General features: G+C 65.2%; 19 protein-coding genes and 1 pseudogene. 11 read left to right on the forward strand and 9 right to left on the reverse strand.

What is annotated here, in order from left to right:
• Positions 1 to 25: 25 nt before the first annotated feature.
• The 4 genes from glp to ACIBG0_RS24535 all read left to right on the forward strand — a co-directional run bounded on the left by glp (position 26) and on the right by ACIBG0_RS24535 (position 3,912).
• Complete coding sequence (glp, locus tag ACIBG0_RS24520; RefSeq protein WP_397035297.1) at positions 26 to 1,294, forward strand: gephyrin-like molybdotransferase Glp; 1,269 nt, start codon at positions 26 to 28, stop codon at positions 1,292 to 1,294.
• The gene (gene moaCB / locus ACIBG0_RS24525; RefSeq protein WP_397035298.1) at positions 1,291 to 2,331 is read left to right on the forward strand and encodes a bifunctional molybdenum cofactor biosynthesis protein MoaC/MoaB; all 1,041 of its coding nucleotides are present in this window, start codon (positions 1,291 to 1,293) and stop codon (positions 2,329 to 2,331) included. The genes glp and moaCB overlap by 4 nt, the downstream gene beginning before the upstream one ends.
• The gene (locus ACIBG0_RS24530; protein ID WP_397035299.1) at positions 2,318 to 2,755 is read left to right on the forward strand and encodes a molybdenum cofactor biosynthesis protein MoaE; all 438 of its coding nucleotides are present in this window, start codon (positions 2,318 to 2,320) and stop codon (positions 2,753 to 2,755) included. Before moaCB ends, ACIBG0_RS24530 begins: the two co-directional genes overlap by 14 nt.
• Positions 2,756 to 2,901: 146 nt before the next feature.
• Positions 2,902 to 3,912 carry an AraC family transcriptional regulator ligand-binding domain-containing protein gene (locus ACIBG0_RS24535; RefSeq protein ID WP_397035300.1) on the forward strand — a complete coding sequence of 337 codons (1,011 nt, stop codon included), beginning with the start codon at positions 2,902 to 2,904 and terminating at the stop codon, positions 3,910 to 3,912.
• Between the two features lie 49 nt (positions 3,913 to 3,961).
• Here ACIBG0_RS24535 and ACIBG0_RS24540 read toward each other — a convergent pair whose 3' ends face one another.
• The 4 genes from ACIBG0_RS24540 to ACIBG0_RS24555 all read right to left on the reverse strand — a co-directional run bounded on the left by ACIBG0_RS24540 (position 3,962) and on the right by ACIBG0_RS24555 (position 7,799).
• The gene (locus ACIBG0_RS24540) at positions 3,962 to 4,153 is read right to left on the reverse strand and encodes a hypothetical protein (protein ID WP_397035301.1); all 192 of its coding nucleotides are present in this window, start codon (positions 4,151 to 4,153) and stop codon (positions 3,962 to 3,964) included.
• 193 nt (positions 4,154 to 4,346) lie between these two features.
• Positions 4,347 to 5,417: a CobW family GTP-binding protein gene (locus ACIBG0_RS24545; protein ID WP_397035302.1), complete on the reverse strand. Its 1,071-nt coding sequence runs from the start codon at positions 5,415 to 5,417 to the stop codon at positions 4,347 to 4,349.
• Positions 5,418 to 5,675: 258 nt separating this feature from the next.
• Positions 5,676 to 7,070 carry an N-acetylmuramoyl-L-alanine amidase gene (locus ACIBG0_RS24550; RefSeq protein WP_397035303.1) on the reverse strand — a complete coding sequence of 465 codons (1,395 nt, stop codon included), beginning with the start codon at positions 7,068 to 7,070 and terminating at the stop codon, positions 5,676 to 5,678.
• 207 nt (positions 7,071 to 7,277) lie between these two features.
• Positions 7,278 to 7,799, reverse strand: a complete 522-nt coding sequence (locus ACIBG0_RS24555) for a sigma-70 family RNA polymerase sigma factor (protein ID WP_397035304.1) — start codon at positions 7,797 to 7,799, stop codon at positions 7,278 to 7,280.
• Positions 7,800 to 8,022: 223 nt separating this feature from the next.
• Between ACIBG0_RS24555 and ACIBG0_RS24560 the strand changes: the two genes are divergently transcribed.
• The 4 genes from ACIBG0_RS24560 (at position 8,023) to ACIBG0_RS24575 (ending at position 10,944) form a co-directional block, all read left to right on the forward strand.
• On the forward strand, positions 8,023 to 8,388 hold the full coding sequence (locus ACIBG0_RS24560) for a hypothetical protein (protein WP_397035305.1): 366 nt from the start codon (positions 8,023 to 8,025) through the stop codon (positions 8,386 to 8,388).
• A 55-nt stretch (positions 8,389 to 8,443) separates the two neighbouring features.
• Positions 8,444 to 9,193 (forward strand): SDR family oxidoreductase, encoded by a 750-nt coding sequence (locus tag ACIBG0_RS24565; protein ID WP_397035306.1) that lies wholly within the window; start codon positions 8,444 to 8,446, stop codon positions 9,191 to 9,193.
• 145 nt (positions 9,194 to 9,338) lie between these two features.
• A complete protein-coding gene (locus ACIBG0_RS24570) occupies positions 9,339 to 10,538 on the forward strand; it encodes an MFS transporter (protein ID WP_397035307.1) in 1,200 nt (399 codons plus the stop codon).
• Positions 10,539 to 10,542: 4 nt separating this feature from the next.
• Complete coding sequence (locus ACIBG0_RS24575; protein WP_397035308.1) at positions 10,543 to 10,944, forward strand: PaaI family thioesterase; 402 nt, start codon at positions 10,543 to 10,545, stop codon at positions 10,942 to 10,944.
• A gap of 67 nt (positions 10,945 to 11,011) precedes the next feature.
• On the opposite strand, the gene ACIBG0_RS24580 is transcribed toward ACIBG0_RS24575, so the two are convergent.
• The gene (locus tag ACIBG0_RS24580; RefSeq protein WP_397035309.1) at positions 11,012 to 11,869 is read right to left on the reverse strand and encodes a cyclopropane mycolic acid synthase family methyltransferase; all 858 of its coding nucleotides are present in this window, start codon (positions 11,867 to 11,869) and stop codon (positions 11,012 to 11,014) included.
• A 416-nt stretch (positions 11,870 to 12,285) separates the two neighbouring features.
• On the opposite strand from ACIBG0_RS24580, the pseudogene ACIBG0_RS24585 reads away from it, so the two are divergent.
• Positions 12,286 to 13,392: pseudogene (locus ACIBG0_RS24585) on the forward strand (transcription termination factor Rho, short form); the annotation flags it as partial.
• A 620-nt stretch (positions 13,393 to 14,012) separates the two neighbouring features.
• Here the strand turns inward: ACIBG0_RS24585 and ACIBG0_RS24590 are convergent.
• The gene (locus ACIBG0_RS24590) at positions 14,013 to 14,450 is read right to left on the reverse strand and encodes a DoxX family protein (protein ID WP_397035310.1); all 438 of its coding nucleotides are present in this window, start codon (positions 14,448 to 14,450) and stop codon (positions 14,013 to 14,015) included.
• Positions 14,451 to 14,549: 99 nt separating this feature from the next.
• On the opposite strand from ACIBG0_RS24590, the gene ACIBG0_RS24595 reads away from it, so the two are divergent.
• Positions 14,550 to 15,113 (forward strand): TetR/AcrR family transcriptional regulator, encoded by a 564-nt coding sequence (locus tag ACIBG0_RS24595; RefSeq protein WP_397035311.1) that lies wholly within the window; start codon positions 14,550 to 14,552, stop codon positions 15,111 to 15,113.
• Positions 15,114 to 15,150: 37 nt separating this feature from the next.
• Positions 15,151 to 15,513 (forward strand): hypothetical protein, encoded by a 363-nt coding sequence (locus ACIBG0_RS24600; protein ID WP_397035312.1) that lies wholly within the window; start codon positions 15,151 to 15,153, stop codon positions 15,511 to 15,513.
• 120 nt (positions 15,514 to 15,633) lie between these two features.
• Here ACIBG0_RS24600 and ACIBG0_RS24605 read toward each other — a convergent pair whose 3' ends face one another.
• From ACIBG0_RS24605 to ACIBG0_RS24615, 3 genes are all read right to left on the reverse strand, one after another.
• Positions 15,634 to 15,984, reverse strand: coding sequence for an HPF/RaiA family ribosome-associated protein (locus tag ACIBG0_RS24605; RefSeq protein ID WP_397035313.1), 351 nt, complete (start codon positions 15,982 to 15,984; stop codon positions 15,634 to 15,636).
• Positions 15,985 to 16,104: 120 nt separating this feature from the next.
• Entirely contained in the window at positions 16,105 to 17,373 is a 1,269-nt protein-coding gene (locus ACIBG0_RS24610; protein WP_397035493.1) for an MFS transporter, read from the reverse strand.
• A gap of 470 nt (positions 17,374 to 17,843) precedes the next feature.
• Positions 17,844 to 18,221, reverse strand: a complete 378-nt coding sequence (locus ACIBG0_RS24615; RefSeq protein ID WP_397035314.1) for a hypothetical protein — start codon at positions 18,219 to 18,221, stop codon at positions 17,844 to 17,846.
• Positions 18,222 to 18,300 lie beyond the last annotated feature (79 nt).

Below are 18,300 nucleotides of genomic sequence, written 5' to 3' on the forward strand. Positions count from 1 at the left end.
TGCGGTAGGCGATTAGGCTGACCGTATGACCTCGCGTGCCGACACCTCCGGTGGCCACCGGCCGAGCCCGCCCGCCACCGCCCGGTCCGTCGACGCCTATCGGGACACCATCGAGGCGCTGCTGCGCCCGCTAGCCGCCCGCCTGGTCGAATCCGTCCCGGTGCCTGCGGCGTTGGGCCGGCAACTGGCCGACGACATCCACGCGCCGGTCGATCTTCCGGTGTTCCGTAACTCGGCGATGGACGGATATGCGGTGCGTGCCGAATCGGTGGTGGTCACCCCGGTGACACTGCCGCTGGTCGGTGTGGTCGCGGCGGGCGCGGCCGGGCAGACTCCGTTGCCGCACGGCGTCGCAATGAAGGTGATGACCGGTGCGCCGATCCCGCCCGGTGCCGATTGTGTGGTGCCGGTCGAGGATGCGCACAGCGATGGCGCGACGGTGACGGTCGAACGGGGCCGCACCGCGGGTGAGTTCGTGCGCGAACCCGGCACCGATGTGCGCACCGGCGAGCTGCTGGCCCGCGCGGGCACCACGCTGGCCCCGCGTCACATTGCCGCACTGGCAGCGGTCGGATTGCCTGATGTGCCGGTGTTCCAGCCGATTCGGGCGGCGGTCATCACCACCGGTGACGAATTGGTCACTGCCGGAACACCATTGCACCCCGGCCAGATCTACAACTCCAATGGCATCGCCCTCGCGGCCGCACTCAGCGCCAATGGCGTCAGTGTCGTCTCGGTGGCGCACAGTACCGACAATCCCGCGAAGTTTCGCGCATTGCTTTCCGCCGCAACGAAGTCCGCCGATATCGTCTTCACCTCCGGTGGGGTGTCCAAGGGCGATTTCGAGGTGGTCAAGGACGTATTGCGACCACTGGGCGGCGAATTCGGCTCGGTCGCGGTGCAACCGGGTGGGCCGCAAGGACTTACCGTCGTCGACGGCGTGCCGGTGCTGAGTTTTCCCGGGAATCCGGTGAGCACCATGGTGTCATTCGAGGTGTTCGCACGGCCGATACTGCGTCACATCGCGGGCCTGCCCGAGGTGGAGATCTACGAGGTGCCGCTGCGCAGTGCGGTGCACTCCCCCGAGGGACGACGCCAATTCCTGCGCGGACAGCTGGTGCGCGAGAACGATGCGGCGCCCGGATTGCATCGCAGGCCGACTGCCGTCGAGGTCGTCTCCGGCCCGGGTTCGCATCTCATCGCGGGCATGGCCTGGGCGGATGTCCTGATCGACGTACCTGCCGAGGTCACCTCGCTGCCGGTCGGCGCGCCTGTGCGAGTGTGGTCGTTATGAGTGAGTTGTCCCATGTCGACCGGGAAGGCCGCGCCCGCATGGTCGATGTGAGCGCGAAATCCGACACCACTCGGATCGCCGTCGCGGCCGGTGAGCTGCAAACCACCGCCGAGGTGGTCGCACTGGTCCGGGCCGACGATATGCCGAAGGCCGATGTGCTCTCGACCGCGCGAATCGCCGGTATCGCCGGTGCGAAGAAGACCTCCGAACTCATTCCGCTGTGCCATCAACTGGCCTTGTCCTCGGTGCGGGTCGAATTCGGCTTCACCGAGGACACCATCACGATCGAGGCGAGCGCGAAGACCAAGGGCCCCACCGGTGTCGAGATGGAAGCACTCACCGCGGTGGCGGTGGCCGGACTCACGCTGCACGATATGGTCAAGGCGGTCGACCCGGCCGCGACGCTCAACGGCGTGCGGCTGCTCAGCAAAGAGGGCGGCAAACACGGACATTGGGAGCGGGCCGCCGAGCAGGAAGCCGTGGACATCCCGGCGATCGCCGACGAACCAGAGACCGAAACGGAAGACATTGCGCCCGAGGAGATCTCGGACCCCGATCAGCGCTCCGCGGTCGTCCTGGTCGCATCCACCGGCGCCGCATGCGGCACCCGGGTGGACACCACCGGTCCAGTACTCGCGGAGTGGCTCGGCGGACTCGGCTTCTCGGTGCGCGGCCCGCTGATCTACGCCGACGCCGAAATCGATATCGGCTTGGCCGACGCCCTGCGATTCGAACCGTCGCTGGTGATCAGCACCGGCGGCACCGGCGCCTCCCCCACCGATGCGACCCCCGAGGCCACGCTGGCCGTCCTGGATCGTGAATTACCTGGTATCGCCGAGGCGATTCGACAACGCGGCACGGCGAAATTCCCACTTGCCGCGCTCAGTCGCGGGGTGGCCGGACTGGCGGGCCGATCGGTGGTGGTGAATCTGCCCGGCTCCCCCGGTGGTGTCAAAGACGGTATGGCGGTGCTCGAGCCGCTGCTGGATCATCTGCTCGCGCAAGTAGCCGGAGGCGGCAACCATGACAACAAGTGAATTCGCGACCGTAAACCTGGCCGGTATCAGCACAGAACCTCTCGATCCGGCGGCGGTCGAGGCGGCGGTGACCGGACCCGAACACGGCGCCGTTGTAGTTTTCACCGGCAAAGTGCGCAATCACGATGGCGGACAAGCGGTTTCCGCTTTGGAATATTCGGCGCATCCGGAAGCTGAACGGTTCCTGCGAAATTGCTGTGCGGACCTCGCCGAGCGCTCCGGACTCCCGGTCGCCGCCGTCCACCGAATCGGTCAGTTGACTATCGGCGATCTCGCGATCGTCGTCGCGGTCGCCGCCCCACACCGGGCCGAAGCCTTCACCGCCTGTGCGGAATTGGTGGATCGGATCAAGCACGAGGTGCCGATCTGGAAGCGCCAACTCTTCGCCGACGGCCTCTCGGAATGGGTCAACGCCTGCGGGTAAAGCCCGATTGTGTGTGCACAACAAGGTATAACCACCTGCTGTTGTTACCCGAAACAGCACTGTGACGCGAATTCACTGACGATTCAATATGTGCGGGATAGCGTTCTCCCGCACGAGATAGGTCGATCGGCGGTAGGAGGGGCGCATTGGGAACCGATCAGGTGCTGCTGCACAGATTTGTCATCTCGCAGCTGACCGATGCGGGACTGGATCGAGATCGGCTGATCCGAGAGACCGGCCTACCCGAATGGACCATGGTCGGCGAGGACGTACACCTGCCGAGCCACACCTTCTCCCGACTCTGGGAACTGGGCGAACACGGGCTCGGCGATCCGAATATCGCATTGCGTGTGGCCAGCCGCTACAAACTCAGCAGCCTCGGCCTCTACGACTATCTGTTCGCCACCGCGCCGACCCTCGGTGCGGGCCTGGCCACCTGCGGCCCGTATGTGGCCGCGGTGACCACCAATCACCGCTTCGACCTGGTCACCGAGAATGAGCACGAGGTCACGCTCTATCTGGACATGATCGACGGCCATGGCCGCGGCCGTGACCTCACCCAACTGTGGGGACTGACCGCGGTACTCAGCCGCGCGCGACGCGTGCTCCACGATCCGCTGATTCCGCTGCGGGTGACGTTGCGGCAGCAGGCGCCGGACAAACTCGATACCTTCATCGAGGTATTCGGAACGACCGCCATCGAATTCGACGCACCGGTCGATGCCATGACCTTCCTTGCCGCCGATATGGAACTGCCGCTGACCACCAGCGATCCGGTGCTGGCGACCGTGCTCCAGCCGCTCGCCGACGCACTGCCCCCACCGCCGACTTTGCCGACCGCATGGCCGGATCGAGTGGCGAGCGCGCTGGCCGAGGCGATGGCCGAGGGTGCGGTATCGCTGGATCGGGTGGCCCGCCGGCTCGCCACCAGTCCGCGGACGCTACAGCGTCGGCTGATGGAGGCGGGCACCACGTGGCGGATGGAATTGGAGCGGGCTCGTGATACTCGCCTCGCGCAAGCGAGCGCGAATGGCGTCACCCTGAGTCGATCGCGTCAAGCCGAACTGCTCGGATATTCGGATGTGGGTTCGATGCGGCGGGCAGCCCGCCGTCGATCCATGACCCAGCTCAGGTACCGAGCGGAACTACCGGTCTGATCCGCCGCATCCTCCGCGCCGCATCCGGGGCACGGTCACTCGGGCTCGATCAGACCTTCAGAAAGGTCGCCGCGATCCGCCAGAAGGTCGAATCCTCAATGGCGCGAAAATCCCAGCTGTCGGCGATATCTCGGGATGCGGCGACGATGGCGGGCACATCGAAATCGTCGCGAGTCGCGGTGCCCTTGGCCTCCAACGCGGCGACCACGTACGCGGTGGCACTCTCCCAGGTCTCTGACACGGAACTCTCCAATCGGTCGTAGAGACAAAATACGGTCGATCACGGTTCTCGAACCGACACCGCACGCGCCACGTTCGCTCCGTTGCGCACATGCCGCGCGCGGCGGGGCAATATTCAGTTCTATGTCCGTGCGATCGCCGCGCCAAGTACCGAACACGCCAGCTTCGAGCAGAACGCGCCAACTTTTCGAGGGTCAGTGCGGGGTATAGCGCCAGACGCCGAGCATGGCTTGCTGATCCAGCGGTTCGGCGGCGGTGTGCACGGTCTCGTGCAGCCGCGCGAGTGCCGCATCGGCGGGCAGACCGGCACCGATCAGCACCAATCGGGTCGTGCGCGATTCGCCGCGCGACCAGGAGTCCGGTTCGAAGACGATGTGGCGACCGACCATGTGTAGCACGAACTTTCGGCGTTCGGCCGCGACCCCGAAGGCGGCGAATCCCTTGGCGCGGAACAGTCCGGGCGGCGGATCCTCGAGGAATTCGACCAGCCGGCGCGGATCCAATTCCCGGTCGCTGGTGAACGACACGCTGGTGTAATCATCGTGCAGGTGCCGATGCGGCCCGTAGCGACCGCTTGCAGGTCGTTCGAAAAGATCGGCATGGTCGTGGTGATCGTGGTCGTGGAGCAGTTCATCGAAGCTCAATTGCTCGGCGACCCGCGGAACTTCCCGCAGCGGCTCGTCGAACAGCAGGCCCGGCTCGATCCGGCCATGGGTGGTCGCGTAAACCGGCACCTGCCCGATCAGCTCGGTGATCTCCTGCCGCAACCCGTCCAGCCGCTGCGACGACACCCGATCGGCTTTGTTGAGTACAACCAGATCCGCCAAGCGCAGATGGGTGGCGAGTTCCGGATGACGCTCACGACTGTCCGGGAACTGCTCGGCATCGACCACCTCGACCAAACCGCCGTAGCGGATGCGCGGGTTCTCGCTGCCCACCACCATCCGGATCAGATTGCGCGGTTCGGCAAGTCCGCTGGCCTCGACCACGATCACGTCGATCTTGGCGCGCGGCTGCGCAAGCCTGGTGAACAAGTCATCGAGTTCACCGACGTCTACCGCGCAGCAGACGCAACCGTTGCCGAGTGAAACCATCGCGTCGACCTGCCCGGCCACCAGCATGGAATCGATATTGACGGCCCCGAAGTCGTTGACCACCACCCCGATCCGGGTGCCCCGGTTATTGCGCAGCAGATGGTTGAGCAGCGTCGTCTTCCCGGAGCCCAAGAACCCGGCGACTATGAGAACAGGAATCCGCTGAGCCACCCGGCCGAGTCTATTGGCAGCGCCTGCGACGCTGCGTATTCGCGGCCGATGAATGTCGGCATGGCATGCGATTCGATGAGGGGTCGTGGTCGGGCGACGGGGGCCTCGCGTCCGAGCCGTCGAGACTCGCGCCTGCGGCGCATGTGCTTCGATGACTCGGACGCGAGACAGGCCGCGAACGTCGCCGGTAAGACTCGCTCCGCAGTTGTTGCCCGAATGCGGGCCGCTCGCGACTATGTCCACAGTCTGGCTGCCGTGCTACTTGGTCGGGCCGAGCAGGGTGCTGGCCAAGGTGTAGGCGAAGTTGATCAGTTCCGAGGTGATCATGGTGTTGTCCAGGCCGAGGGACCTCGCCAACGGCAGCATCATTTGGATAATCGTGCCGACGAGTGCTGGCAGGGTGCCGGTCGTGCCCGGGACGGTCTGGCCCGGCGACAACTGGGAACCGGGTGTTTGGCTCGAACCGGGCGACTGTGGGGTGTTGGGGAGCCCGTAGCCCTGCGACCGCGGCGCGTTGGGCGAGAGCCCGTAGCCCTGCGACCGCGGTGCGCCTGCTTGCGGAGCACTGGTGGAGTGCGCCGACCCCGGTGTCTGCGTGTCCGGCGAGCTCGGCAGTTCTGCGTAGCCCGGTGCCTGTGCATATCCCTGCGGCGGGTTCAACGATGCGGGTGCGGTCGGCACCGTCCCCGCGGTATTCGGCGCCGTTGCGGGTTCGGGAACGACCGAAGCCTGTGCTCCACCAGGAACTGCGGCGGGAGCCTGCGGAACCGCCTGTGCCTGCGGTGTATTCGATAGTGGAGCCGAGGCCGGCCGATCGCCCGACCCGGTCTGTGCCGGAATCGTGCCCAGTGCCGTCATCGCCTGCTGCGCGCCGAGCAGGAAGCCGACCAGGCCGGTAGTAATGGCCAGGGCGTGCTTGACTTGACCCTCCGGACTCTCCAGCAGTGCGGCGTCCTCGACATTGGCGCCATTGCCCATCTCGATGAATACATCGGGCACGGTGGTCATCGCCGGACCTGCTACATCCGCGCGGGTCTGTAAACCGTCCTGTACGCCCGCATAATTCGCGGCCGGGAATCCGGCCTCCAGATACGCGTCACGCACCGCCTTGGTGGCCGTGAGACCGGGCCCGGACTGGGCCTGATCGGCCCTCGGATCCGGGATCGGCAGCTGCGGCACGATCAGATGGAAGCCGCGGTCCTGCGCCGGCGCGCTATCGGCGTGGATGCTCACCGCGACATCGGCGCCGGAGGCATTAGCGGCCTGCGCGCGTTCATCGACGCAGCCGCCCCATCCGGAGTCGTCCTGACGGCTGAGCACCACCTTGGCGCCTAGATCCTGCAGGGCGGCCCGAACCAGATCGGCTACCTTCCAGTTGATGGTGTGCTCGGGCACGCCGTTGATCGTGGTCATGCCGGTGGTCTGGCAATCCTTGGTGCCGCCACGACCGTTGCCGACTTGCTTCGCCAAGTTCTCGGCGTGGTTGGGGCCCTGATGACCCGGGTCGAGGAATATCGTCTTGCCCGCGAGTTTCGTGGACATATCCGGCGATGCCGGATCGGCAATCGCGGCGGGCGTCAGCCCCGACAGCGTGACCACCACGGCGGCCGTGACGGCGCCGCAGATACCGGTACTGATGATGCTTGGCTTCATGTGCGGTGTCGGCGCCCCGGGACGGGGCACCCCTCCCTTCCCACTAGTAACACCAAACCCAGTGGTTCACTCTGGCAACGTCAGCATCAGCAAAGCAAGCTCAGTTATCGAAATGTTATCGATGTATTCTCGCGTATTCTCCCTGATCAGACGTCCAAACGGCTGCTCCCCCCGCCCCGAGAAGCAGATTGCCAGCCGGATGCGGGCTCAGGCCCCTATCGGCAAACGGCGCAAAGACCGCAGGGCGTAGTGCACCCGGGTCTTGACCGTGCCGACCGGAACGCCGAAGTCATCGGCCACCTCTTGATAGGCCCGGTCCCGCAGGATCACCTCCACCACCGCCGCACGTTGCGAGTCGGGCAGCCGGGCGAGTAGATCGGCGACGAGCAGACCGTCGACGAGACGTTCGGCGAAGTCCGGATTCGCGAAGCGGACATCGCTGAGCTCGGTGATCTCGTCCCAGCCGGTATCCGCGGGCCGGGCGGCGCGGGCACGGGCGATATCGATCATGACGTTGCGTTCGATCGCGAGCAGCCAGGTGCGCACCGTGCCCTTGCGTTCATCGAACCCTGAGCACGAGCGCCAGGCTCGCAGCAACGTCTCCTGGACCGCGTGTTCGGCGATGCCGGAATCGCCGAGTCCACGCATGGCGCGCCAATGCAGTAGCGCGCGATCCGCGGCTAGAACGGCGGCGAGCCCGTCGTCGGTACAGAGCCCAGCACATGCCACCCCGCAAGTCGACCGCCTGCCCGCGACATCGACCACCGGACAAATACCACTCATACAAGAGATATCGCCGAAATCCGGTCGAGTGGAATCACGCCCGAGCAGAATCTGGCGATTCCACCGAAATCGGCGACTGGGTCTGGTAGACCTTGGCCCCGGAGATACGGGGATCTCCGCAGGTCAGCCGCCAGTGGCGGCCAGAGCACAATTTCGAGGAGACAGCAGTATGCGTGCAAGCACGCTCGTGATCGCGGGGGCGATGGCGTCCACCGTGACACTGCTGGGCACCGGCACCGCGGCCGCCCAGCCCCGCAACACCATCACCGAGGACGGTGTCTATCTGGTCGGCGTCGATATCTTCCCCGGGGTTTGGGAGGGCCAAGGCACCTCTGACCCGGCCGTCGGCTGCGACTGGCGGCGGCTGCGCAAGGTCGAGGGCGATAACACCGATCAGCACTACATCATCAATAACGAGTTCACCAGGAACCGTCCGGTCCGCGCCGAGATCGCGCCGACCGATGTCGCGTTCAAGACCGTGAACTGCGGCGCTTGGCACATGCTGCCACCGAGTACCGGCTCATTCGGCGGCTGAGCCGAACGCCGCGCCGATATTGACTCGCGTTCAGTAACCGCTATGGTTCGCAATCATGACGCGGAGCAAGATCCTGATCACCGGCGCGAGCGCCGGACTCGGTGCGGCCATGGCGCGGGATTTCGCCGCAAAGGGCCGGAACTTGGCCCTGTGCGCCCGACGCCTGGACGCGCTCGAAGCCCTGCGCGAGGAACTCACCGCCGCGCATCCGGGCATTGCCGTCGCGGTCCGCGCGCTCGACGTCGATGATCATGCGGCCGTCCAGCGGGTTTTCGCGGAACTGCGCGATGAACTCGGCGGATTGGATCGGGTGATCGTCAATGCGGGTATCGGCAAGGGCGCGCGGCTCGGTACCGGTCGCGCGGATGCCAATATCGCCACGGCTACCACAAATTTCGTGAGTGCCCTCGCCCAGATCGAGGCGGCACTGGAGATCTTTCGCGCTCAGAAGTCGGGTCACCTGGTGCTGGTGTCCTCGATGAGCGCGGTCCGCGGCCTGCCGGGCAAGAAGGCGGCCTACTCCGCGAGCAAGGCGGGCCTGGCCGCCCTCGGCGAGGCACTCACGGTCGAATTCGCGACTTCACCGATCGCGGTGACCACGCTGCTGCCGGGTTTCATCGCTACCGATATGGCGGCGCAGGCCGGTGACGCGCGCATGGTCGCGCCACTGGCGAAGGGTGTGGCGTCGATGGTGCGGGCGATCGAGCGGGAGCGGATTCGCGCCTGCGTGCCGGGGTGGCCGTGGCGACTCATCGATGTGGTGCTGCCACATCTGCCGCGCGCGGTCGTTGCCCGGATGAGCTGAAGCCCGTCGACGCGACAGCGTTCGGTTCCGTCGACTTCCTGGCGCACGCCGGGCATCGCACTCGCGCCGAATAGTTGGCACCGCAGCGGCATTCGCGGCTGGAACCCGCCAGAACTCGGCGCGCGGGATTGCTGGACTGGAGCACATGTCCACAGTCCTTGCGCCCTCCCCCACCGTCGCCCGGCCGCCGCTGATCCGGTGGCTCGCCGTCGTCGCGGTCATGCTCGGCATCTTCTCGATCGTGACCACCGAGATTCTGCCGATCGGCCTGCTGACCTCGATTGGAGCCGATTTCACGATCTCCGATGGCATGGCTGGGCTGATGATGACCCTGCCCGGGCTGCTGGCCGCGATGGCCGCGCCCATGGTGACCGTCGTGGTCGCCGGAATCGATCGCCGATTGCTGCTGTGCGGCTGCACGCTATTGCTGGTGATCGCCAATGCGGTGGCCGCGAGCGCACCTGAGTTCTGGGTGGTGCTGGCTTCGCGCGTGCTGATCGGGATCACCATCGGCGGCTACTGGTCGATCGCGGCCGGACTCGCCGCACGATTGGTGCCGCCGGAGTCGGTGCACCGGGCGACGGCGGTGATTTTCTCCTCCGTCCCACTCGGCTCGGTGCTCGGCGTGCCCGCGGGCACCTTCATCGGGAATATCGCGGGCTGGCGGGCCGCGTTCGTGGTTTTGGGCGTGCTGTCCGGGGCGGTGCTGGTGCTGCTCGCGGTCGCATTGCCCGCGCTGCCCGCCGAGCGGGTTCTTCGCCTGACTACACTCCGCGTCAGTCTAGGCCGCGCGGAAGTCCAAACTGCTTTGCTCGCAACGTTTTTCGTGGTGATCGCGCAGTTCGGCACCTACACCTACGTCACGCCGTTCCTGGAGCAGGTCACCGAGGTGAGCGCGGGCACGATCACGGTGCTGCTGCTGATCTACGGTGTGGCGGGCATTGCCGGGAACTTCCTCGGCGGCACTCTGCTCGGTCGTCCCCGCCTCGCGCTCGGCTTCGCGGCGAGTGCGATGGCGGCCGCGATGCTACTGCTGCCGACGCTGGGTCGCTGGGAGTTCAGTGCCGTGGCACTGCTCATCGTCTGGGGTATCGGATACGGCGGTGTGCCGGTGGTACTGCAGACCTGGTTCGCCGTAGCGCAGCCCGATGCCCCCCAGGTGGCGTCGGTGCTGTTCACCGCCTCGTTCCAGGCGACCTTCTGTGTCGGTGCGCTGGTCGGCGGACTGATCGTGGATCGGACCTCATCCGGGACGGTACTGGTCTGCGGCGGCGCGACGGTGCTGCTCGTACTGCTCATTACCTCCGGAGTAGTCGACGCGCGGCGGGTCGATCGGGCAGGCTGACTCCATGATCGATGAGGTGGGCACCAAGCTCTTTCACCAGTCCATGCCGTTTACCGAGCGCCTCGGAGTCGAGGTGCTCGAACACGGTGCCGCATTGGTGCGCAGTCGGATCGCATGGGACGAATCACTATGCACGCTGGGTGGAGTAATGCACGGTGGGGTGCTGATGTCGCTCGCCGATGGGACCGCCGCGGTGTGTGCGTTCCTGAATCTGCCCGAAGGCAAGCAGGGCACCACGACCGTGGAGTCCAAGACGAATTTCCTGCGGGCCGTGCGCTCCGGCTATGCGACCGCGACGGCGCGACCGCTGCACTCGGGACGGTCGTTCATCGTGGTGGAAACCGAAATCTACGATGACGCAGACAAACTCGTCGCCAAGGTGACTCAGACCCAGGCCGTCCTCTGACGCCGAGCCCCGAGGCTCACTTCACCGCCGAGCCCCGAGGCTCACTTCACCGCCGGAGCCTCGAGGCTCACTTCACCATTGTGAACTGCATGACATAGAGGTGCCCGCTGCGGAAGTACTGGGCACATCCGGTGAGGTACTCGAGGTATCTGGCATAGACCTCCTCCGAGGCGATCCGCACCGCCTCATCGTGATGGTCCACCAGCGCGTGGGCCCACTGGTCCAGTGTGCGTGCGTAATGCAGGCGCAGCGGCTGGATCTGCTCGGTGCCCAATTCGGCCTGCCCGGCCAGACGGGTGATCTCGGCGGGTTGGGGCAGCTGTCCGCCCGGGAAGATTTCGCGCTTGATGAAAATGTGGAAAAGCGCCGCCTCTCTGGTCACCGGAATATTCATGCGACGCAGGTCGTTGAGAGTGTGGCCGATGATCGTATGCAGCAACATTCGGCCGTCGAGCGGGAGCATGCGGTGGCAGCGCTCGAAAAATGCCGGGTACCGCTCGCGCCGGAAATGTTCGAACGCACCGATGCTGACGATACGGTCGGCGCTCCCGTTGAACTCCTCCCAACCCTGCAGCCGAATCTCGACGCCCGCCACGCCGCGCCGATCGATCTGCGAGCGGACGTGCTCATACTGATTTCGACTCAAGGTCAGACCGACAACCTTCACCCCATAATGCTCGACCGCGCGGAACATGGTTGCGCCCCAACCACATCCGATATCGAGCAGGGTCATCCCCGGCCGCAGATCCAATTTGCCGAGCGCGAGATCGATCTTGGCGAGTTGAGCCTGTTCCAGCGTCATATCGTCACGCTCGAAGTAGGCGCAACTGTAGGTCATCGACGAGTCGAGGAACAGCCGGTAGAAGTCGTCGGACACGTCGTAGTGCGATTGAACTTGCCGGTAGAACGGTTCGAACTCGGCCATTGCAGCTCCTACCTTCCGTCGGTCTGGCCGGATATGGACTGATACGAGACACACCGCCGAGCCGTTCGCATGGTCGGCTACCGATACGAAAATGTGGCCTGTTCCGGTTGACATAGTCGGGCTGTGACCGTTGCGCAACAGCCGTTCGACGATGTACCCTCGGCCTTGTCCTTGTCCTTGTGGATGTTGGTATCCCGGCCGATCAGCGCCGGACCCCCACAAGATCTCTCAACTCCCCGATCACGATGGTAGTCCACCTCGTTCCCGGAGCCTAGAGGGCATTTCACCGCAGCGACCATGATCGCCGCTGCCTCATACGGCCGCTCGCCGTACCCACGCAAAGGAAAACCATGAAAGACAACGCATTTCCCGTACCACAAGACGGGGATACGGCGGCCGAGACCGCTGCACACCCCGTCCGATCCGTCAGTGGCATCCTCGATATCACCGACAACCGCGCCGCAACCCTCCGGGTCGACGGCTACCTCCCCAGCCCGCACGACGTGCACGTGCCACCTCGACTCATTCGCGAATTCGGTTTGCGCCGTGGCGATTTCATCGTCGGCATCGCCGAGCCCACGCACAGCGGCAAACTCGACCCGGTGACCCGCATCGAATCGGTCAACGGACAGGACCCCAAGCGGGCCCCGGCCCGGCCCAATTTCGAGAATCTCGTCCCCATCTATCCCAATGAGCGGTTGCGGCTGGAAACCGAACCGCATGCCATGACCACCCGGATCACCGACCTGGTCATGCCCATCGGCAAAGGACAGCGTGCACTCGTCGTCGCACCGCCCAAGGCGGGCAAAACCTCTGTGCTGCAAGCGATCGCGCACGGTATCGCGAAGAACCACCCGGAGTGCGAACTGATGCTCGTACTGGTCGGCGAACGGCCCGAGGAGGTTACGGATCTGGCCAGGTCGGTTGCCGCCGATGTCGCCGCCGCCACCTTCGACCAAACTCCGCGTGAGCAGATCGCGCTCGCCGAACTCGCCATCGAACATGCCAAACGCCTGGCCGAAATGGGCCGAGATGTCGTCGTGCTGCTCGACTCACTGACTCGCCTCGCCCGCGCCTACAACAACGCCGCTCCGTCCTCCGGGCGGGTACTCTCCGGCGGCGTCGATGCCGCCGCGCTCGCGCCGCCGAAGAAATTCCTCGGCGCCGCACGCAATTTCGAGAACGGCGGCTCGCTCACCATTATCGCCACCGCGCTGGTGGAGACCGGTTCGCTGGCCGATACCGTGATCTTCGAGGAGTACAAGGGCACGGGCAATGCCGAGCTGAAACTGGATCGCACGACCGCGAGCCGCCGAGTCTTCCCAGCCATCGATATCGTACAATCCAGCACCCGCAAGGACGAATTGCTGCTCACCCCGGACGAATTGGCGGCGACGCACCTGCTGCGCCGCACCCTCGCCGCGGTGGACGGCCAGCAGAGCATCGACCTGCTGCTGGAGGGGCTGCGTCAGGCTCCGACCAATGCCCAATTCCTGACCCAACTCGGCGCCAAGCGGCATTGATCCGCTTGCCGCGCCTCTATTAAGGCTCCTTTAAGGCCCTGTCAAGCTCTCCGAGGAATATTTATTGCAGCCCGATCGGGCCTGTCTTCGGAGGGGGAGACAGGGCCGGTCGGGTTCTCGACGTATTCGGTTCGGGTTCAGCTCAATTCGGTGGCAAAAAGCTCGGTGGCGCGCTGCCACGAATCCTGAGCGGCGGCTTCGTCGTACGGCCGCGGAATTCGTGCCCGTCGCAGGATACCGGCCCTATCGCGCTCCGACGCGCACCGCGGGCGGACCCGAACCACACCGGAAACTACCGCTGGCCGGTATCGAGATCGGAGCTGTCGCGGTGAGCCGCGTATCCGCGGCGGCTGTCCGACGGAGAGCCGGGTTGGCCGCCGCCGGTCTGTCCACGGCGCCGATCGGCACCATCGAGACCAGGATCGGCGGTCGCCGAGTCCCGAGCGTTCGCCGATACCGACCCGCGCGAGCAATTCCCGTGCCTCGGCGTCGATTTCCGCACGCGGGCGGCCGCTATATACGGGTCGGAGTCGGCTCGTCCGAGCCGACCGATGCCATAGCGGTGGGCAGACACGACAATGTCGGCACCCGAATTCGGTATGCCGACATTTGTTTTGGGATCAGCTGAATAGGACGAGTCCTGCTGCGCCGAGGAAGATGAGCTGTACGACGGTGCGCAGCGGCAGCGGCATGGTCTTGATGCCGATATCCGACCGGGCCGCACGGATATTCGCCGGGAACATCACGATCAGCAGCAGGATCAGGCCCGCGGCGGCGAGTTTGGCGACGGGCGGAATCAAAAGGCCGATCGCACCGCCGATTTCGAGCAGGCCCGTGAAGGTCACCCAGCCCGCCGGATTGGGCAACCGCGGCGGAACCATGGCGATCAGTGCGCCGCGCTTCGGCTCGACGAAGTGCGCGCTCGAGGTGAGGGCGAACATCGCGGCCAGTCCGAGTGCGGCGGCGTGCGGCCAGGAGTCGAGCCAACCGAGGTTGCCGAGCCAGCCGATGAACCGAGCGAGTCCGGCGATGACGATGAGTACAACCAGCGGTGCCATCAGAGTCTCCTGTGGGTCGAACACCTAATCTTGACAGTGACTAGATTACGTTTGAGCGGGAAACTTGTCAATGACTAGATTTTCGGCGACCATCGAGACATGGCGAAGAGCGGCTATCACCACGGCGATCTGCGGGCCACCATCCTGGCCGCGGCCGCCGACCAAATCGCGACCGATGGCGTCGACGCGGTTTCCCTGCGCGGGCTGGCACGCCGCGCCGATGTATCGCATGCGGCTCCCGCGCACCACTTCGGTGATCGCGCCGGACTACTGACCGCACTGGCCATCGAGGGTTTCGACCTGCTCGCCGCACAGCTGGCCGCGGCCGGACCGGACTTTCGCGAGGTCGCGGTCGCCTACACCCGCTTCGCCCGCGAACATCCTGGTCATTTCGATGTGATGTTCCGACGTGAGCTCCTGCACGCCGACGACGAGCGCTTGGTCACCGCCCGCACCGCGGCGGGTACGGCGCTGCGTTCCGGAGTCTCGGTCATGCAGCCCGACAGCACCGTCGAGCAGCAACAAGCCACTCGCCTCGCCGCCTGGTCGCTGGTCCACGGCTTCGCGGCACTGTGGCGCGACGGGGCACTACAGGATTCGGCGGACAGCTCCGATCCGGAAACCCTGGCCCGCCGGATGATCGCCACCGTCCACTTCGAATGAATATGGCCCGTTCGCCTTTGGCCGTAAGTTCGTAGGCATGGACATCCATGCCTACCCCACCGAGGCGAACACACCGGTGGATCTCGCCGAGGCACAACGCCTCGCCGACCACTACCTGTCCACCGATGACGGCATCAGCAACCTGCTCACCGAATTCGACGCGGGCTTCACGGTCGTCGCCATCATCGCGCCAGCACCGGGTATCGACCCACACAAACCCCCACTCCCCCCGACCATCGGCGGTTCGGTCTGCGTCATCGACAAACCCACCGGCGCCATCTCCTACTGGCCCACCTACCCCGCCGCCGCAGTCGCCGAACTGTACACCCAGGCAATGCAATCCGGCCGCCTCATCATCGAAGACAGCTGGCCGGAAGAGGACTCGCCCGAAGGCGACTGAACTGTCCCCCACCCATAATGTGTGCCGCGCACGATTCAGCACGCCACGCACGGTTTTGCCCGGATATCCTTGCGCGGCGGGACAATTCGTGCGCAGCAACTGGCGGCGGTTCGGCGGTTGTTATTTGGCGGTCGAGTGCCTGATGGTTTCGCCGCCCTTTGTGTGGTGTAGGCGGCCGAAGCGACTGTCGAGGAGATTCGCCATGGCGTCGGCGGCGCCGGTGTAAGCCTCTTCGACGGTGGCTGCGCGATGGGTTACGGCGACCGGTGGCTGACCCGATATCCGAGCCTCCACTACGCACTGCTTATCATCCGGCCCGCCTTTATCGGCGTTCAGATCGGTCAGGTGGACTTCGAGTCGGGTGAGTTGCTCACTGAAGCGGTCGAGTGTGGCAGAGAGCGTCGATTCCACACGCTCGGCCAGTGATGCGCCGCCGTGGATATTGCTGCCGGTGTTGACCTGGATCTGCACGAGCTTCTCCAATCCGATAGGTGTTTGCCTATGGTTACCGACTCGCGGAGCGCGAACTCAGCAATCCATCGGCAATGCCGACACTACTCGCACAGGTGCGTGCTCAGCAGTTCCCTGAGTTCAGGCGGGCTGCGCCGCGATCGATGGCTTCAATTCCTGGGCATCGGGGACCACGGTGCCGCGCAACGATGTTCCAGCGGTCTCGCGCAAGAACGACCAAGCGACAAGTCCGACCAGGCTGGCGCCGACCATATACGCGGCCGGGAACAGCGACCAGCCGGTTGATTCGATCGCGGCCTCATTGACCAGCGGAGCGGTGCCGCCGAATGCGGCGGTGGAAATGTTGTAGCCGAGGGCGAACCCCGCATAGCGCACATGTGTCGGGAAGATCGCCGGGAAGGTCGAGCTGATGGTCGCCAGCTGCGGCACATACAGCAGGCCGAGCACGACGAATCCGGTGATGGCCCACCCAGTTCCCTGCCCCATCAACCAGTACATGGGCAGCGCGAGCACCGCGAGTCCGACCAGCGAGACCAGCCAGAGCGGGCGGCGGCCCACCCGGTCCGACAGCCTGCCGAAGAACGGCAGCACGATCATCATCGCGAACTGCCCGATCAGCATCATGGCGGTGGTGGTCGACTCGCCGACGCCGATGGTTTTCTGCAGGTAGGTCGGTTGATAGGTGAGCAGGGTGTAGTTCACCACGTTCAGGGCGACCACCAAGCCGATCAGCGTCAGGGTTTCGCGACGATAGGTGGTCAGCACCTCCCACACGCCGCCCGGCGGGTGCGGTTTATCGGCCACCTCCGTGAATACCGGCGACTCGTCCAGATGTGAGCGCAGGTACCAGCCGATCAGGCCCAGCGGCACTGCGAACAGGAAAGGCAGGCGCCAACCCCAGTCGTGCATCGCATCCGAACCGAAGATCACCTGGCACAGCAGCACCACTGCCGAGCCGCCGACAAATCCGCCGAGGGTGCCGAATTCCAGGAAACTGCCGAGGAATCCGCGCCTGCGGTCGTTGGCGCATTCGGCCAGATATGTCGCGGCGCCGCCATATTCGCCACCGGTCGAGAACCCTTGCACGACGCGCAGGGCGATGAGCAGAACAGGTGCGAACCAACCGATCTGGGCATGGGTCGGGAGCAGACCTATGCATCCGGTCGCACCAGCCATCAACAGAATTGTGGTGGCCAGCACGGCTTTTCGGCCGAGTCGGTCACCGAGCGGTCCCCAGACCATGCCGCCCAGCGGGCGTAGCAGGAAGGAGATCGCGAAGCCGAGCATGGTGCCGAGGGTGCCGAGTTCACCCGGAAAGAATGCGTCGGTGAGGTAGGTGGCGGTCGCGGCATAGACGCCGTAGTCGAACCATTCGGTGGCATTACCCATCGCGGAGGCGGCGACCGATCGGCGTAGCGTCTTCTTCCCCCATTCGCGATCCGTCACGTGCGCCTCCTCACCAGCCCCGGTCCGGGGCCTCGATTCGTTCGACCGGCCCGCTCCGGATTTCCGAGTGCAGACCCGGAACTAACCGGTACCCACGTTCCAAACTGGGCAAACAAGCGGCGGGCCCGCTGAGCCGGTGACCGGCCCGTCGCCACCTGCGGGATCGGTGGCAAATGTGAGCATGGTCACAGTTGCCTTTTTGTGCGACGAATGCTGTTCGTTATCACCCGTCGCTGCGGCCGACTCCTGGGCGCGCTCGCCGCCGAAACGAGCCGATAGAGGGTGCCGCGAACACAGCCACGGACATCCATGCGAACCACTGAGAGAACTCATAGCGAATCCAGCACCACACCCGGATACCCCGCCTCCCCCGCGCGGATGACTCGACACTCATCCGCGCGAGCGATGCCGATTCACAACGAGCGCGCGTCGATCATCCAGATCTGAATTCCGGACGGCCTGGCATTCTCACCGATCCGATCGATCAACCGGACCAGATCGGCGACATCGTCATTCTTGGCAAGCAACTCGATGCGCAGCCCCGGATCGACATCGCTGACGAACTCTTGGCCCCGATAGCGTTCGACTCGACTGGCGCGGTCGTCCACCCGGTAGATCTGGCACACCACCATCCGACGCACGCCGAACATGGCCAGCGCCTGCTTGATCTGATCGAAGAGGGCGGCAGGCAACACCAGCGTGATGAGCTTCGCATCGACGCCGTCACCTGGGCTCATCGGGTCATCGATGCCGTACCCGACACTGCCCCGGAGGTGGATAGTGGCATTCACATGGCCGCCTGGTTCCCGGGCGCCTCACCCGATGGTTGTCCGGCGCCGGCTTAGGCAGAGCGGGCGCAGCGGGGACCGA

The sequence above is a fragment of the Nocardia sp. NPDC050630 genome (assembly GCF_044457245.1).
Classification (GTDB): Bacteria; Actinomycetota; Actinomycetes; order Mycobacteriales; family Mycobacteriaceae; genus Nocardia.

Coding starts and splice junctions, on each gene's coding strand:
- moaCB (WP_397035298.1), top strand. CDS start 1,291: ATGAGTGAGTTGTCCCATGTCGACCGGGAAGGCCGCGCCCGCATGGTC.
- ACIBG0_RS24530 (WP_397035299.1), top strand. CDS start 2,318: ATGACAACAAGTGAATTCGCGACCGTAAACCTGGCCGGTATCAGCACA.
- ACIBG0_RS24580 (WP_397035309.1), bottom strand. CDS start 11,869: ATGGCCGAGTTCGAACCGTTCTACCGGCAAGTTCAATCGCACTACGAC.
- ACIBG0_RS24560 (WP_397035305.1), top strand. CDS start 8,023: ATGCGTGCAAGCACGCTCGTGATCGCGGGGGCGATGGCGTCCACCGTG.
- glp (WP_397035297.1), top strand. CDS start 26: ATGACCTCGCGTGCCGACACCTCCGGTGGCCACCGGCCGAGCCCGCCC.
- ACIBG0_RS24550 (WP_397035303.1), bottom strand. CDS start 7,070: ATGAAGCCAAGCATCATCAGTACCGGTATCTGCGGCGCCGTCACGGCC.
- ACIBG0_RS24575 (WP_397035308.1), top strand. CDS start 10,543: ATGATCGATGAGGTGGGCACCAAGCTCTTTCACCAGTCCATGCCGTTT.
- ACIBG0_RS24595 (WP_397035311.1), top strand. CDS start 14,550: ATGGCGAAGAGCGGCTATCACCACGGCGATCTGCGGGCCACCATCCTG.
- ACIBG0_RS24565 (WP_397035306.1), top strand. CDS start 8,444: ATGACGCGGAGCAAGATCCTGATCACCGGCGCGAGCGCCGGACTCGGT.
- ACIBG0_RS24610 (WP_397035493.1), bottom strand. CDS start 17,373: ATGGGTAATGCCACCGAATGGTTCGACTACGGCGTCTATGCCGCGACC.
- ACIBG0_RS24570 (WP_397035307.1), top strand. CDS start 9,339: ATGTCCACAGTCCTTGCGCCCTCCCCCACCGTCGCCCGGCCGCCGCTG.
- ACIBG0_RS24590 (WP_397035310.1), bottom strand. CDS start 14,450: ATGGCACCGCTGGTTGTACTCATCGTCATCGCCGGACTCGCTCGGTTC.
- ACIBG0_RS24600 (WP_397035312.1), top strand. CDS start 15,151: ATGGACATCCATGCCTACCCCACCGAGGCGAACACACCGGTGGATCTC.